The organism is Pseudomonas sp. UTLPPB19802 (assembly GCF_059730225.1).
In genome coordinates this window covers 5,115,338-5,129,450 of sequence record NZ_AP048545.1, presented here as the reverse complement: position 1 = coordinate 5,129,450, position 14,113 = coordinate 5,115,338, and the positions used below count along the sequence as shown (strand labels likewise).

Here is a 14,113-nt window from a genome sequence, read left to right as displayed (position 1 = left end):
GTTAAGGGGGCAGGGTCGGTTGTTTCGACAAGGGGCGTGTGGGGGCGAGGATTCTTTCAGGGCTCACTGGCGCTTTCGCGGGCAAGCCCTGCTCCTACAGGTTTGCAAACGCTTTTGTGAGCGCCACGAACCTGTAGGAGCAGGGCTTGCCCGCGAAGAGGCCCTCGAACATTACTGGGTCAGCAAGGCTTCCAGCTTTTCCTGGTCGCGAGCGAACTGGCGAATGCCTTCAGCCAACTTCTCGGTGGCCATCGCATCTTCGTTGGAGGCCCAGCGGAACTGCGCTTCGTTCAGGCTCTGGCGTGCTTCACCGGTGGTGCCCGGCGTCAGCTTGCGCTCCAGGGTGCCCTGGTCCTGGGAGAGTTTTTCCAGCAGGTCCGGGCTGATGGTCAGGCGATCGCAGCCGGCCAGGTGTTCGATCTGGTTGAGGTTGCGGAAGCTGGCGCCCATGACCACGGTCTTGTAGTCATTGGACTTGTAGTAGTTGTAGATGCGGGTTACCGACTGCACGCCCGGATCGTCGGCACCGGTGTATTCGTTGCCGGTGGACTTCTTGTACCAGTCGTAGATGCGGCCCACGAACGGCGAGATCAGGAACACCCCGGCATCGGCGCAGGCCACGGCCTGGGCGAAGGAAAACAGCAGGGTCAGGTTGGTCTGGATACCGGCCTTCTCCAGTTTCTCGGCGGCGCGGATGCCTTCCCAGGTGGAAGCCAGCTTGATCAGTACGCGATCACGGCCGACGCCGGCCTTGTCGTACAGCTCGACCAACTGGTTGGCCTTGGCCAGCAGCGCGGCTTCGTCGAACGACAGGCGTGCATCGACTTCGGTGGAGATACGCCCCGGAATCGCCTTGAGAATACCGGCGCCGACCGAGACCGCGAAGTGGTCGCAGGCCAGGCCGACATCGCCCTTGGCATGGGCCACGGCGCCCTTGAGCAGTTCGGCATAGCCGGGCAGGGCGGCGGCCTTGAGCAGCAGCGATGGGTTGGTGGTGGCATCGACCGGCTTCAGGCGGGTGATGGCCTCGAGGTCGCCGGTGTCCGCGACCACGGTGGTGAACTGCTTGAGTTGTTCCAGCTTCGAAGTCATGAGCGTCTCTATCGGGAAAGGCATGGATCAATGCACTGATTGAGTGCCTGGGGCGTAAAAAGTTCTGTCGCAGGAATCGCTCAAGAATGCCGCGCCTGCGGGTGTTGTGCAACCCGCAACACGGGCCGGCTCAGGTCGGTGTCGCGGGCATCAGGGTCTTGCCGACGGGGTTGAGCCTGGGGCAGATCCGTTTGCGCGGTTTGATGATGGTACGGTTTCGCCTTTACGGCGAGTCACTTTTGCCAGTCGCGGCAAAAGTAACCAAAAACGCTCGCCCCTCCATTCGGCCCCTCGCCACAGCGAGGGGTTCCTTCGCTCCGGTCTCGTTTCGAGAGCACGCCGCGATGGGCCATCCATGGCCCAACACGGCTCGCCCGGCTTCCCTGCCGGGCGTCTCTCGAAACAGAACCTGCACTCAGCCTGCTGGACGGGGCAGGTAGGTCAAAAGCAAGATCAGAAGCCAAAGCCAAAGCGGAGCAGGGTTATTGGCTGATCGGGATATTGTCTGCGGCAATGTCTCTTCTGTAGGAGCGGGCTTGCCCGCGAAAGCGTCGTCACGGTCACCGTAAACCGCTCAGGTTTATTCCTTCCCTCTGCGGCAGGACTCTCACTGGTGCAACGGCGTCAGCACCGCATCTTTTTCATCCATGAACATGAACACCAGTAGTTTGGCCGGCTTGCTGTCGCTGGCATTTTTCGACACCAGGTGTTCGGAACCCGCCGGTTCATACCAGGATTGCCCGGCCTTGTAGGTGATCGCCGGGCCGCCCTTGACCTGGGAGGTGATTTCGCCATCGAGCACATAGGCCATTGCCGTGCCCTGGTGGCGATGGGCGGCGGAGGCTTGGCCGGGCAGGTAGTCGACGGTCAGCATCATGGCTTTCTTGCCAGGAGCGTTGAGCAGTGCCTGGTCTTGCAGGATGGTGATTTTTTCCTGGCTGGCGCCGGTTTCGTGCGCCAGGGCGCCGAAGCTGGTCAGCAGCGCGGCAGTGGTCAGGGTGGCACGAAGGACCTTGAGGGTTTTCATGATGGGTTCTCGCAAGTGTGGGTGAAGAGTTCGCCAATGGAGATCAGTGCTGCAAATCGATTCGGCTGGCCAATCGGCTGCCAAGCAGGTCGATGAAGCCCTGCAGGGCCGGTAGTTGGAAATGCGCCTGCAGCGCAGCAGCGGAGTGCCAGTGGCCGATGATGGTCCACTCGCCGGTTTCGTCCCCACAGGTCATGGCGTAGTCCAGGCAGCCGGGAGCCAGGCGCAAGGTTTCGAGCAGGGCGCGCAGGCGCTGCCCGAGTTCGTCGCTACGCCCAGGGACGGTCTTGAGCCGGATGATGTTGGTCGCCTGAACGGACATTGCCGGTTCTCCTGTGTGACGAGCGCCCCGTTAGCAGGGCGACTTGAACAAGAGTAGGGGCGGCAGGCGCAGTGACCTATAGCCAATTCCCGGCAAAATCCGGGGGCCATTGGCGGTGGCTTTGGCCTGCCTGAAAAAGCCCGGATTGGCTATCTGCCATCGGCGCCGGGGGCCTTAGGCTGTGCCCGGAATTTTCCAGCGGCTACAAGAGGTCCAATCCAATGAAACTGATGCATGTCGACGCCAGCGCCAAGGGCGAACGGTCCAACTCCCGGGCACTGTCCCGCTACTTCGTCGAGCAACTGCGCGCCCAGGGCGTGGACCTGACGGTGGATTACCTGGACCTCAGCGTCGACACGCCGCCCCATGTCAGCGAAGCCTTCGCCGTGGCGACCTACACCCACCCCGATGCCCGTACCACCGAGATGAAGCAGACCCTCGCGGCGTCGGATGCCTTGTGCAAGCGGGTGATGGACGCCGATGCCTGCGTGTTCGCCATGCCGATGTACAACTGGTCGATGCCGTCGACCTTCAAGGCCTTCATCGACAGCATCACCCGTACCGAACTGACCTACCTGAACACGCCGGAAGGTATCGTTGGCCAGTTGACCCGGCAGAAGGTGCTGTTCCTCACCAGTCGTGGCGCCGACTTGCGTCCCGGCAATCCGCTGGCCTGGATGGATGCCCTGACTCCGGCGCTCAGGGCGGCGTTTGCCTTTATCGGCGTGACGCAGCCGCTGTTCGTCGATGCGCAGCCGTTGCAGTTTTCCGCGCCTGAAGCCCGCCTGGAGGCTTTGGAACGGGCTCGGGTCGAACTGGACCAGGTTGCTCGGCAGTGGGCCCGGACGGCCTGACGACCGGCCTATTGGCCCGAAACCGGGCGCTGTGGCTTGACCGACGTACCAAAGGTATTACCCATGCGGATACGGGTCGCGGCCGGGGTCGTCAGGCCGGCCTGGTTCGGCGCCTTTTTGGTGATGTCCGGATTCATCGCCTCCTGGTTGTGGCGCTTGGCTTCAGTGTTTTCCGGGCTGCTCATCTGTTGGCTCAGGCAGTGGTAGTCCGGTGCCTTGTAGCCGTCGACGCTGACTTCGACACAGCCGGCCGGCTCGCCCTGGGCGGCGATACCCAGGCCGGGAAGGGTGGCGAGCAGAAGGATGCTGGCAAGACGCGAAAGGGCTTTCATGGGGGCCTCCTGGCTGACCTCGCGATCGAGGTTCTGGTGCCCTGGAGTCTAGTGCAAAGCCCGGCCCGCCTGGGTGATGGTTTTTTTGCAGCGCCCGTCATATCAGATTCATAAACAGCCCTCAGGATGACGGTTTTCAGGGACACGTCAGCAGTGCAGGGACTTCGATCCGTGGCCGTGCGTCTGTCGTTTTTTCGCCTGGGTCTGATGGTGATCACCCTGGCAGCGCTGCTCGCCGGGCGAGTTTCCGTGTGCCTGGCCGCCGAGCCGCTGAAGGTCGATCCGCAGGCGCGGGTCGATCTCGATATCGCCGCCCAGGACCTGGCCGGTGCGCTGGATGCCTTCAGTCGCCAGACCGGAATGGCGGTGCTGGTCGACCGCGATCTCACCCGGGCCCGCCGCTCCCTGGCGGTGCATGGACACTATCGGGCCGGCGAGGCCCTGGCCCTGCTGCTCACCGGCAGCGGGCTGATGGCGCGGTATGCCCGGGCCGATGCCTTCACCTTGCAAGTGGCCCAGGTCAGCGAGGCGTCGACCAGGGGGCCGGTCGGCAAGGGCGGGGCGTTGGCCAGCAGCTACGCGCGGGCGATCCAGCAGGCGATCGAGCAGGCCCTGTGCGCCGTGCCCTTGACCCGCCCCGGCAGCTACCGGGCGGTGTTGCAGGTCTGGATCGGTCATGACGGTGCCTTGCAGCACAGCCGTCTGGTCAGTTCGACCGGAAATGTTCAGCGTGATGGCGCGCTGGTCGAGCGTTTGCGCACGGTGCGGGTCGATCGCTCGGCCCCTTCGTCGCTGCGCCAGCCGGTGACCCTTCTTTTAATGCCGGATTCAGCAGGAACGAGCATGGATTGCACAGAACAAAAAGGAGCCGCTGGAGTATGAAGAATATCGGGCACAGTCCGATGGTCCGGTTGTTCCTGACCTCCTACGACGATTTCAAGCTGCGCCTGCGCCGCCGCCTGGGATCGGAGGAGTTGGCCAATGACGTGCTGCATGAAACCTACCTGCGGGTCGACCGGATGGAAACACCGCTGAACCTGACCCAGCCCAACGCCTATCTGTACCGCATGGCGTTGAACATAGCCGCCGACCGGCGCCAGGCCGATGCGCGGCTGCTTACTGGCGAAGAGGTCGAGGAACTGCTGCAACTGAGTGACGAGGCGCTCGACCCGGAGCGGGTGGTGGGCGGCCAGAAGGAGATCCAGTCGTTGCTCAGCGCGTTGTACGAACTGCCGGCTCGCCGCCGGCGGATCTTTATCGCCGCGCGCCTGGAAGAAGCGCCCCATTTGGAGATTTCCCAGCGTTTCGGTATTTCCACGCGCATGGTCGAGAAGGAACTGAAGGCCGCCCTGGGACATTGTGCAGCCCGTTTGGAAAGAAAAGTGATTCAGCGGTTCGGTCCCGGGGCGGGAAAACAGTCTTAGTCATACATCAGCGAAATCTTCGTGAGTACCTGTGCGCTTGAACACGACGTCCATTACCGAATTGCGGGTCGGCCCAGCCGCCCGCTTGCAGAGCGAAGCCCGGGACTGGCTGATTCTCCTGACCTCTGGCCAGGCTACTGCCGCCGATGCGCGGGCCTTGCGCCACTGGTGCGAACAGAGCCCCGAGCACGCCCGGGCCTTCGAGCAGGCCAAGCTCCTGTGGCAGTCCCTCAAGCCGGCCCTCGAACAATTGCAGCACCCGCCTCGGGCCCGCAGCTTCGGGCGTCGGGCTTTCCTGGGGGGCGCCATTGCCGCATCGGCGGCGTTTTTCCTGGTTCGGGGCACCGTGCCCGGCGGCTTCTCCGGGCTGGGCGCGGACTACAGCACCGCGGTCGGCGAACAGCGGCGCATCGACCTGGCCGATGGCATCAGTCTCGAACTCAATACCCAGACCCGGATCAACCGATTGCCGTCGGACAATGGCGATGCACGTATTGAACTGGTCAGCGGCGAAGTGGAAGTGCTGGCGCGGACCCAGGCACCAGTCAAGGTCCAGGCGGGTGGTGGGTTGATGACCGCCGAGCAGGCCCGGTTCAACTTGCGCAACCTCGACCAGAGTGTCTGTGTCACCTGTATCGAAGGCCTGTTGACGGTGGATGTGCTGGGTCGGCGTTTCCGCCTGGAAAGCGGCCGGCAGTTGGTCTACGACACCCGCCAGGCCAGCGAGCCGCAGGTCGTCGACCCGACGGCGGTCATTGCCTGGCGCAACAAGATGCTGGTGTTCAACGATGCGACGCTGGCCACGGTGATCAGCGAGATCAACCGCTATCGGCCGGGGATGCTGGTGCTGCTCAACAATGAACTGGGCAAGCGCAAGGTGCAGGCGCGGTTCAGCCTGGACCAGTTGGCGGGCGTGGCGTTGCTGATCCGTGATGCGTATGGGGCCAAGTGCACCGAGTTGCCGGGTGGGGTGGTGTTGCTCAGCTAAGCAATGGGGTGGCTGGGCGGGCCTCTTCGCGGATGAACCCTGCTCCCACGATGATTGCGTCTGACGCGCAGGTCATAGGCGCCGCAAGCCCTGCGGGAGCCGGCGGTCCGGCGCTCCGGTTTTATCCGCGAAGCGCCCTCAAGCCCAACCTCACTCCAGCGGCCCCAGCACCTGGCGATAGCGCTCCACTCCCTGCGGCGTATCTCTCACCAGGCTGATCTCCAATCCCGTCGGATTATCCTGGCGGTTGCCGCTCAACCGCCGCCAGCCCTTGCCCGGCTGCCACACCCGCAGATCCATCGAAGTCACCTGTTCCAGCACCGCCACGCCGTCCTTCGGCGCCGGCAGTGGAAACTGCGTGCGCGCCGCCGCCACTGCCCGGTACAGCGTCCCGCCTTGCAACCACCAGCGCACCCGCTGCAGGCTGCCATCCTGCTCTGGCGACGTACGAATCAGGTCCAGCCGGAAACCCTTGCCCTCGGCACTGCGCACACTCAACGCGACCGGCCCGCCCGATGGCTGCGGCTCCTGCTCCGGGCGGGGTGGCTCCACCAGTTCGATCCCGGCACGCAGGGCCACGTCGCGTTCCAGTTGGCCCAGCGCTGCCAGCAACTGGTGGGTCTGGGCGGTGCTGCGCTTGAGGTGTTCGTCGGTACGATTGACGCTGTCCAGCCCGCGCCAGGCAATGATGCTGACCACCGCCATGAGCATGAGTGCAATCATCACTTCGATCAGGGTAAAGCCGGCCTGGCGCTTCATTGCACGCGTACCTCGCCGTTGGCGCTGCGCACCACGTCAATACTGTGCTGGCCATCGGAAAGCGACAGGCGCATCGCCGGGGCGATCCATTCGGCGTCGAGCAGCAGGGTCTTGCCCCGATCCAGCTGTACCTGCATCGGGGTGCTCTGCCAGCGGGTCGGCCGCAGTTGCGGATCGTCGTTGAACTGCTCCTTGCCGCCCTGGCCATCGGTGCGGATGAACGTGTAGCCCTTGCCGTCGCCGAGCCAGAGGATCGGCCGGCCATCGGCCCGGGCTTCGGCCTGGGCCACCTGCAGGGCCTGGGCCAGGCGCTCGGCATCCTTGCGCAGCAACTGCAGCGGGTCGGGCTTGATGCTCAGGCTGATGGCCGCACTGGCGATGCCGACGATCACCAGCACCACCATCAGTTCGATCAGGGTGAAACCCGCTTGAGCGGGGCGTGGGGCATCCATTCGACGAGGCTCCTTGGGTCTGGCTCCATGCTGCCTGGCAAAGATGATGGGCGTGTGAAATAAAAACGTGAGAATTGCCAGGTAGGCTGGTTGGGCGCGTCCCAGCGGACGGTCGCCGATCACTCATCACTGTTGCGCAGACAGAAAGAAAAGGAGCCTCAAGCATGCAATGGACCCCGCGCGTTTCCCCGGTGCAGATTGTTCAGTCGGCGGCCTTGCTTGCCGCCCTGGCCGGCGTGCTGGTCTGGTCGGCGCTGCTGCTGACGCCAGCAGTGTCCCAGGTACCCGAGGCACAATTGCCGGTGGCTGCCGCGCGTAGCGACAACCCGGCGTTGCAGTGGTTTTCCAACCAGCCGGCACGGCTGGATATCAAGGTGTCCGGGGTGATGGCCAGTTCGCGTGGTGCGGTGGCGATTCTCAGCCTGAACGATGGCCCGCCACGCAGCTTTCTCGCCGGAGAGCGGTTGGGGCAGGGGATAAGGCTACTGTCGATCGAACGCGACGGCATCCTGGTCGAGCAGGGCGCGCAGAAGCTGCACCTGGCCGTGACCCGGCTCAGCGAAGCGCCGTTCCTGCCGCAGCTGACTCGGCCTTGACCTGCGGCAGGCTCATGATGGTTTCCAGGCGCGCCAGCGGAGGTGCTTCGCGGCTGCGGTCCAATACCCGTATCTCGACTCGAAACAGTCGCGGGCTGCCGCCTGGACCGATGGTCTGATCGCAGCGCAGGGCCAGGCGGCCCTGGTCGCATTCGAACGATCTGCGTCCCGGACCCAACCGGCCTTCCAGGCGCAGCTCGGCCAGCCGGCCCTGGGCGGCCAGCAGGGCCACCGAACGGTCGCGCAGCATGCCGTTGCTCTGGGTCATCAACCCGGCCACACGCACCGCCGCCGACATCGCGACGGCGATGATCGCCAGTGCCACCAGCACTTCGATCAGGGTGAAACCTTGTTGGCGGGAAGGGCGCTGCATGGCTGTCTCGGGCCGGGAATCGAGTCAGGACACTAGCGCGCTTGTTTGACCGATTGCTGACCAAAGCACCCGAGGATTTTCAATATCGGTGACATATCTTCTTGCAACAATCCGCCGCGAATCGAATCAAGCCAAGGACTGTCGAGATGGATATCGCGCACATCAATTCCCGTTCCGGAACTCGTCGAGCACAGCAGGGATTCACGCTGATCGAGATCATGGTGGTGGTGGTCATTCTCGGCATTCTCGCCGCTATGGTGGTGCCCAAGGTCCTCGACCGGCCTGACCAGGCGCGGGCGACTGCGGCCAAGCAGGACATCGGCGGGCTGATGCAGGCGCTCAAGCTCTACCGCCTCGACCACGGCAGCTACCCGAGCCAGAACCAGGGTCTGAAGATCCTCGTCGAGCGCCCGGCCAATGCCAAGGACAGTAACTGGCGCTCCTACCTGGAGCGCCTGCCGAACGATCCGTGGGGCCGTCCCTACCAGTACCTGAACCCTGGCGCCAACGGCGAAGTCGACGTGTTCTCCCTGGGCGCCGACGGCCAGCCGGACGGTGACGGGGTGAATGCCGATATCGGCTCCTGGCAGCTGTAGTCGCGATCATGAAAGCCCATAACCAGGAGGGCATGGCGATCATCAGCGCACTGCTGATATCCGCCGTGGTGGCGGTGATCGCCGCCGGCATGCTCAGCCGCGAAACCGTGTTCACCCGCAGCCTGGAAGCCGAGCAGTTGCGCGTCCAGGGTTCCTGGCAGTTGCGCGGCGGCCTTGAACTCAGCCGCCAACTGCTGTGGGAAGCACGCCAGCGCGACCCCTTGACCCACCTGGCCCAGGCGTGGTCACAGCCGATCCTCAGTGAGCGCGGCGGCCAGTTCGACGGGCGCCTGGAAGACGAGCAGGGCAAGTTCAACCTGCGCAATCTGGTGCAGGACCAGCGTGTCGATGCCGAGCAGATGGATGGTTTCATCCGGCTGTGCGCGATGATCGGTGTCAAGTCGGTGGTCGCCCAGCGCATTGCCCAGAGGGTGATCAGTTCCTACCCCCGCCTGCTGAACCCCGAGCGCCAGGCCACCACGGCGGTGCAGGGCACCTTCGACAGCGGCCGCCTGACTTCGCCCGGCGCCGCCGACAAACCGTTGCCGGCCACTCGGCCGATGTTGCGCAGCCTGGATGACCTGAGGAGTGTCGACGGCGTGGACGACGAAACCCTGGCCCGGCTGGCGCCACACGTGACCATTCTGCCGGCCAATACCTGGGTCAATGGCAATACCGCCACCGCCGAGGTGCTGGCTTCCCAGGTTCCGGGCTTGTCGCCCCAGCGCGCCCGCGGCCTGGTCAGCGAGCGTGATGCCGGGCAGTGGTTCATCAATCGTGGCGACTTCGTCAACCGGCTGCGGATGCCGCAGTTGGTGGTCGCCGATATCAAGGTCGGCATCACCAGCGAGTGGTTCCTGCTGGTGGGCCAGGCACGCAACGATCGGCGCCGGGTCAACCTGGCCGCGCTGCTGCATCGCAGCGAGCTGGAAATGCCCCAGGTGATCTGGTCACGGGTGGGTGTATGAGCCTCTTACGTATTGCCTTGCCACCGCTGGACGCGCTGGAGCTGGACAGCCCACTGGAATTCGCCCGGCTCGACCGCCAGGGCCAGCTCGGTGAAGCTGGCCGCTCCAGCCTTAAGCAGTTGGGGCAGGCCAACAAGGGTATTGCCGTGGAGTGCTACCTGCACCCCCGGGACAGCCTGCTGGCCAGCCTCGAACTGCCCGCGCTGCCGCCGGCGAAGATTCGTGCGGCGGTCGACTGCGCGGCCCAGGCGCTGATCCTTGGTGCCTGCGAGTCGATGCACATCGCCCATGGTCCACGGGATGCCCAGGGCCGGGTGCCGATCGCCTGGCTGCCACGGGAGGTACTCGAACGCCTGGGCGCGTTGTTGCGCCAGACTGGCCTGGGCTTGCGCGGCCTGTATCCGGCGGCGTACTGCCTGCCGGTGGTTGCCGGTGAACCGGTGGTGGAGGCGCGCGACGAACATCTGCTGATTCGCCTCGGGCCGGACCTGGCCGAGGTGCACCCGGATGTCGACCAGGCCCTGGCTCAACTGCAGGGGCGCGGCGAGGTGCTGCACTGGCTTGGCGAACCACCGGCGGCGAACCCGCTGGTCCAGGCCTTGCCCGCCGACCGCCGCTGGACCGGCAAGGCGCCGGGCTGGGGTTTGCACGCTGCCTTGCGCCAGCCGGGCGCCACCTCCGGCAAGTGGGGGCGGGCGCTGGCCTGCTGTGCACTGGCCGTGGCGGTCTGGGGCGTGGGCCTGAATCTCTATGCCGCGCGGGAGGCCGAGCAGGGGCAACAGCTCAAGACGTGGATGGTGCAGCGGGTCAAGCAGGCTTTCCCGGCACTGCCGGTGGTGCTCAACCCGTTGCAACAGGCTCGCCAGCAGTTGGCCCAGAACCAGGCTGGCGGTGTCGGCGACAGCGATTTCTCCCGGCTGGTGCGCCAGGCCGGTCTGTCGATGCCGTTCGTGGTCGGTGGGGTGCAGGGCCTGGTGTTCGACAAGGGTGAATTGCACCTGAGCCTGCTGCCCGACAACCGCAAACCCGGTGCTGCCGGGGCCTGGCAGGCCGAACTGGCCCAGGCCGGGGTGATGGCGAGCGCGGCGGCCGAGGGCTGGACGCTCAAGGCCCAGGCCGAACAAATGCAACCGGTGGCGGAGGCGGAAAATGAATAACCCCAGGCTGGTTCGCTATCGGGCCCGTTGGCAGGCTCTGTCGACCCAGGCCCAGGTGTATTGGCGCGGCCTGGTTCCGCGGGAAAAACGCCTGGTCGGCGGCCTGGCCCTCGGCGTGTCGGGGTTGTTGGTCTGGCTGGTGCTGATCCAGCCGCCATTGAAGAAGCTCGATTACTGGGCCGCCGAAACTTCCAAGCTCAGAACCCAGGCCCAGACCCTCGAGGGCCTGCTGCAAGGTCTTGCGCGGCCGGCCAGCAACGATGTCGAGGCGGGGCTGCGCGCCAGCCTCGAGGCCAGTGGCTTGGGTGGGCACTACCAGTTGCAAGGCAGCGGGGAAGGCTGGCTGTTGACTGTCGAGGGGGCACCAGCCGACGTACTGGTGGATTGGCTGCTGGGCAAGCCCCGTTCATTCACCCTGGATGTGGTCGAGGCTCGCCTGCAACGGGCGGCTGCGGCCGAACCCGAAGGCTCGGCGGGCAGACTGTCGGGAACCGTTCGCATGGATCAGGCGCTTGGCGCTAAGGAAGCTTCATGAAGTGGTCAGGCTCTTTGTATGGATTGCGTTGCCGGCAGGCGGCGGCTCCGTGGTTGCTGCTGGCATTGACCGCATGCAGCAGCGGTACGGCGCCCCAGGCGCCCTTGCTGGTGGAAAGCGAACTCGGCCGCCCGCTGGGCTCGACCGTCAAGAGCGGTGACGTCGTGGCGGACCGGCAGCGAGCCCAGGCCCAGGTCGAGCAGCCGCGGCGCGTGCTGCACCCGATCGGCAAATCGACCCGGGCCGGCAGCACCACGGGCAGGGCGATCCCGGCCAGCAACCCGCTGGGCGACCAGCCGGTGCAGTTGAACTTCGTCGACGCCGATATCCAGGCCGTGGTCCGCGCGCTGTCGCGTTCCACCGGCCGGCAGTTCCTGGTCGATCCACGGGTCAAGGGCAACCTGACCCTGGTGTCCGAAGGCGAGGTCCCGGCCCATCGTGCCTACGACATGCTGTTGTCGGCCCTGCGCATGCAGGGCTTCAGCGTGGTCGATGTCGGCGGGGTCGCCCAGGTGGTGCCGGAAGCCGATGCCAAGCTGCTCGGTGGTCCGGTCTACAGCTCGGACAAACCGGCGGAAAACGGCATGGTCACGCGCACCTTCCGCCTGCAGTACGAGAACGCGGTCAACCTGATTCCGGTGCTGCGCCCGATCGTCTCGCCGAACAACCCGATCAACGCCTATCCGGGCAACAACACTGTGGTCATCACCGACTACGCGCAGAACCTGCAACGGGTGGCCAGCCTGATCGCCAGCATCGACACCCCGAGTGCCATCGATACCGACGTGGTGAGCATCCAGAACGGTATCGCCAGCGATATTGCCAGCATGGTTTCGGAGTTGCTGGAGAACCAGGGCAACGACCCGACCCAGAAAATCAGCGTGCTCGGCGACCCGCGTTCCAACTCGGTGATCATCCGCGCCAGCAGCCCGGAGCGCACGCAACTGGCCAAGGAGTTGATCTTCAAACTCGACAACGCCCAGAGCAATCCGAGCAACCTGCACGTGGTGTACCTGCGCAACGCCCAGGCCGGCAAGCTGGCCCAGGCCCTGCGCGGGCTGCTCACCGGCGAAAGCGACAGCAGCGACGGCCAGGGCGACTCGACCCGGGCGATGCTCAGCGGGGGCGGTAGCAACAGCAACAACCAGAACAGCCAGAACGGCAGCCAGACCAACGGCAGCACCAGCCAGACCGGCACCAGTGGCAGCAACTCGCTCTACGGCCAGGCCGCCCGCAACGGTTCTGGCCAGGCCGGTGGCGCGGAGCAGGGCAACGAGCAGAATGTGGCGTTTTCCGCCGGTGGCGTGACCATCCAGGCCGATGCCACCACCAACACCTTGCTGATTTCCGCGCCGGAACCGCTGTACCGCAACCTGCGCGAGGTGATCGACCAGCTTGACCAGCGCCGCGCCCAGGTGGTGATCGAGAGCCTGATCGTCGAGGTCAGCGAGGACGAAGCCAATGAGTTCGGCGTGCAGTGGCAGACCGGCAATCTCGGTGGCAGTGGCGTGTTCGCCGGGGCCAACCTGGGCAACACCGGCATCGTCACCACGGCCAAGAACAGCATCGATGCCTTGCCCCAGGGACTGAACATCGGCGTGGTACGCGGCGCGGTGGATATCCCCGGCATCGGCCGGGTGATGGACCTGAAGATGCTGGCCCGGGCCCTGAAGAGCAAGGGCGGCTCCAACGTGCTGTCGACGCCGAACCTGCTGACCCTGGACAACGAAGTGGCGAGCATCTTCGTCGGCCAGACCATTCCCTTCGTCAGCGGCAGCTATGTGACCAACGCCAGCAGTTCGAGCAGCAACCCGTTCCAGACCATCCAGCGTGAGGAAGTCGGGCTCAAGCTCAACGTTCGGCCACAGATTTCCGAGGGCGGTACGGTGAAGCTGGATGTGTACCAGGAAGTCAGCAGCGTCGATGATCGCGCCACCGCGACGGCTGCCGGTACCGTGACCAAGAAGCGGGCGATCGACACCAGCATCCTGCTCGACGATGGCCAGATCATGGTCATGGGCGGCCTGCTGCAGGACGGCTACAGCCAGAGCAACGACGGCGTGCCGTTCCTGTCGAGCATCCCTGGAATCGGCGCCTTGTTCCGTCATGAGCGACGCGACAGCAACAAGACCAATCTGATGGTGTTCCTGCGGCCATACATCATCCGCGACGGTGCGGCCGGGCGGGCGATTACCCTGAACCGCTACGACTTCATTCGCCGTGCCCAGGGCAGCCTGACGCCGGAGCGCAACTGGGCCTTGCCGGACATGCAGGCACCGCAACTGCCTGCCGCCAGCGAAGCCATTCCCGGTTCCCGGCCAGTGCCGGTGCCGCAGACCCCGAGGGCGCCGATCCGCGCGGTGCCGGTATCGATGAATGAGCGGCAGCAGCCATGAGCGCCCTTCAAACCGCAACGGCCAGCCCCACTTTGTGGCGAGCGGGCTTATCGGACCGCCGCACTGCCTTGTGGCGAGCGGGCTTGCCCGCGCTGGGCCGCCAGGCGGCCCCAAAACCTGCCTACCCGATTTTGCCGATGTACCGAGCTGGTGGGTTTTACGGCTGCTTTGCAGCCGAGCGCGGGCAAGCCCGCTCGCCACAGAGGTGTGATCCTATCGCCCGCTCGCCACAAGGGTGTGAT

General features: G+C 65.1%; 17 protein-coding genes. 10 read left to right on the top strand and 7 right to left on the bottom strand.

All coding sequences use genetic code 11. The features are described from left to right. Positions 1 to 171: 171 nt before the first annotated feature. From tal to AC6I6U_RS22075, 3 genes are all read right to left on the bottom strand, one after another. On the bottom strand, positions 172 to 1,092 hold the full coding sequence (tal, locus tag AC6I6U_RS22085) for a transaldolase (RefSeq protein WP_497878149.1): 921 nt from the start codon (positions 1,090 to 1,092) through the stop codon (positions 172 to 174). Positions 1,093 to 1,699: 607 nt separating this feature from the next. Further along, entirely contained in the window at positions 1,700 to 2,119 is a 420-nt protein-coding gene (locus tag AC6I6U_RS22080) for a cupin domain-containing protein (protein ID WP_497878148.1), read from the bottom strand. Positions 2,120 to 2,162: 43 nt separating this feature from the next. Then, complete coding sequence (locus tag AC6I6U_RS22075; protein WP_497878147.1) at positions 2,163 to 2,441, bottom strand: putative quinol monooxygenase; 279 nt, start codon at positions 2,439 to 2,441, stop codon at positions 2,163 to 2,165. A 221-nt stretch (positions 2,442 to 2,662) separates the two neighbouring features. On the opposite strand from AC6I6U_RS22075, the gene AC6I6U_RS22070 reads away from it, so the two are divergent. Further along, positions 2,663 to 3,295, top strand: coding sequence for an FMN-dependent NADH-azoreductase (locus AC6I6U_RS22070; protein WP_497878146.1), 633 nt, complete (start codon positions 2,663 to 2,665; stop codon positions 3,293 to 3,295). A gap of 8 nt (positions 3,296 to 3,303) precedes the next feature. Here AC6I6U_RS22070 and AC6I6U_RS22065 read toward each other — a convergent pair whose 3' ends face one another. Continuing rightward, positions 3,304 to 3,627, bottom strand: a complete 324-nt coding sequence (locus AC6I6U_RS22065) for a hypothetical protein (RefSeq protein WP_497878145.1) — start codon at positions 3,625 to 3,627, stop codon at positions 3,304 to 3,306. Between the two features lie 171 nt (positions 3,628 to 3,798). On the opposite strand from AC6I6U_RS22065, the gene AC6I6U_RS22060 reads away from it, so the two are divergent. The 3 genes from AC6I6U_RS22060 to AC6I6U_RS22050 are packed head-to-tail and all read left to right on the top strand — an operon-like array spanning position 3,799 to position 6,039. Beyond that, the gene (locus tag AC6I6U_RS22060; RefSeq protein ID WP_497878144.1) at positions 3,799 to 4,509 is read left to right on the top strand and encodes an STN domain-containing protein; all 711 of its coding nucleotides are present in this window, start codon (positions 3,799 to 3,801) and stop codon (positions 4,507 to 4,509) included. After that, positions 4,506 to 5,051 carry a sigma-70 family RNA polymerase sigma factor gene (locus AC6I6U_RS22055; RefSeq protein WP_497878143.1) on the top strand — a complete coding sequence of 182 codons (546 nt, stop codon included), beginning with the start codon at positions 4,506 to 4,508 and terminating at the stop codon, positions 5,049 to 5,051. Before AC6I6U_RS22060 ends, AC6I6U_RS22055 begins: the two co-directional genes overlap by 4 nt. A gap of 37 nt (positions 5,052 to 5,088) precedes the next feature. Then, positions 5,089 to 6,039, top strand: a complete 951-nt coding sequence (locus tag AC6I6U_RS22050) for a FecR family protein (protein WP_497878142.1) — start codon at positions 5,089 to 5,091, stop codon at positions 6,037 to 6,039. Between the two features lie 150 nt (positions 6,040 to 6,189). Here the strand turns inward: AC6I6U_RS22050 and AC6I6U_RS22045 are convergent, their stop codons facing one another. After that, positions 6,190 to 6,798: a type II secretion system protein GspJ gene (locus AC6I6U_RS22045; RefSeq protein WP_497878141.1), complete on the bottom strand. Its 609-nt coding sequence runs from the start codon at positions 6,796 to 6,798 to the stop codon at positions 6,190 to 6,192. Next, positions 6,795 to 7,250, bottom strand: a complete 456-nt coding sequence (gspH, locus tag AC6I6U_RS22040) for a type II secretion system minor pseudopilin GspH (protein WP_497878140.1) — start codon at positions 7,248 to 7,250, stop codon at positions 6,795 to 6,797. Before gspH ends, AC6I6U_RS22045 begins: the two co-directional genes overlap by 4 nt. 164 nt (positions 7,251 to 7,414) lie before the next feature. Here gspH and AC6I6U_RS22035 point away from each other — a divergent pair, with 164 nt between their 5' ends. Then, positions 7,415 to 7,846: a type II secretion system protein N gene (locus tag AC6I6U_RS22035; RefSeq protein WP_497878139.1), complete on the top strand. Its 432-nt coding sequence runs from the start codon at positions 7,415 to 7,417 to the stop codon at positions 7,844 to 7,846. Here AC6I6U_RS22035 and gspI read toward each other — a convergent pair. Then, entirely contained in the window at positions 7,806 to 8,219 is a 414-nt protein-coding gene (gspI, locus tag AC6I6U_RS22030) for a type II secretion system minor pseudopilin GspI (protein ID WP_497878138.1), read from the bottom strand. The genes AC6I6U_RS22035 and gspI overlap by 41 nt on opposite strands. A gap of 146 nt (positions 8,220 to 8,365) precedes the next feature. On the opposite strand from gspI, the gene gspG reads away from it, so the two are divergent. From gspG to gspD, 5 genes are read left to right on the top strand one after another with little or no spacing between them, the layout of a single operon-like run. Continuing rightward, positions 8,366 to 8,815, top strand: coding sequence for a type II secretion system major pseudopilin GspG (gspG, locus tag AC6I6U_RS22025; RefSeq protein ID WP_497878137.1), 450 nt, complete (start codon positions 8,366 to 8,368; stop codon positions 8,813 to 8,815). 8 nt (positions 8,816 to 8,823) lie between these two features. Continuing rightward, positions 8,824 to 9,783 carry a type II secretion system minor pseudopilin GspK gene (gene gspK, locus AC6I6U_RS22020; RefSeq protein ID WP_497878136.1) on the top strand — a complete coding sequence of 320 codons (960 nt, stop codon included), beginning with the start codon at positions 8,824 to 8,826 and terminating at the stop codon, positions 9,781 to 9,783. Next, on the top strand, positions 9,780 to 10,940 hold the full coding sequence (gene gspL / locus AC6I6U_RS22015; protein ID WP_497878135.1) for a type II secretion system protein GspL: 1,161 nt from the start codon (positions 9,780 to 9,782) through the stop codon (positions 10,938 to 10,940). Before gspK ends, gspL begins: the two co-directional genes overlap by 4 nt. Continuing rightward, positions 10,933 to 11,475: a type II secretion system protein M gene (locus AC6I6U_RS22010; RefSeq protein WP_497878134.1), complete on the top strand. Its 543-nt coding sequence runs from the start codon at positions 10,933 to 10,935 to the stop codon at positions 11,473 to 11,475. Before gspL ends, AC6I6U_RS22010 begins: the two co-directional genes overlap by 8 nt. Next, entirely contained in the window at positions 11,472 to 13,871 is a 2,400-nt protein-coding gene (gene gspD, locus AC6I6U_RS22005) for a type II secretion system secretin GspD (protein WP_497878133.1), read from the top strand. The genes AC6I6U_RS22010 and gspD overlap by 4 nt, the downstream gene beginning before the upstream one ends. Positions 13,872 to 14,113: the final 242 nt, after the last annotated feature.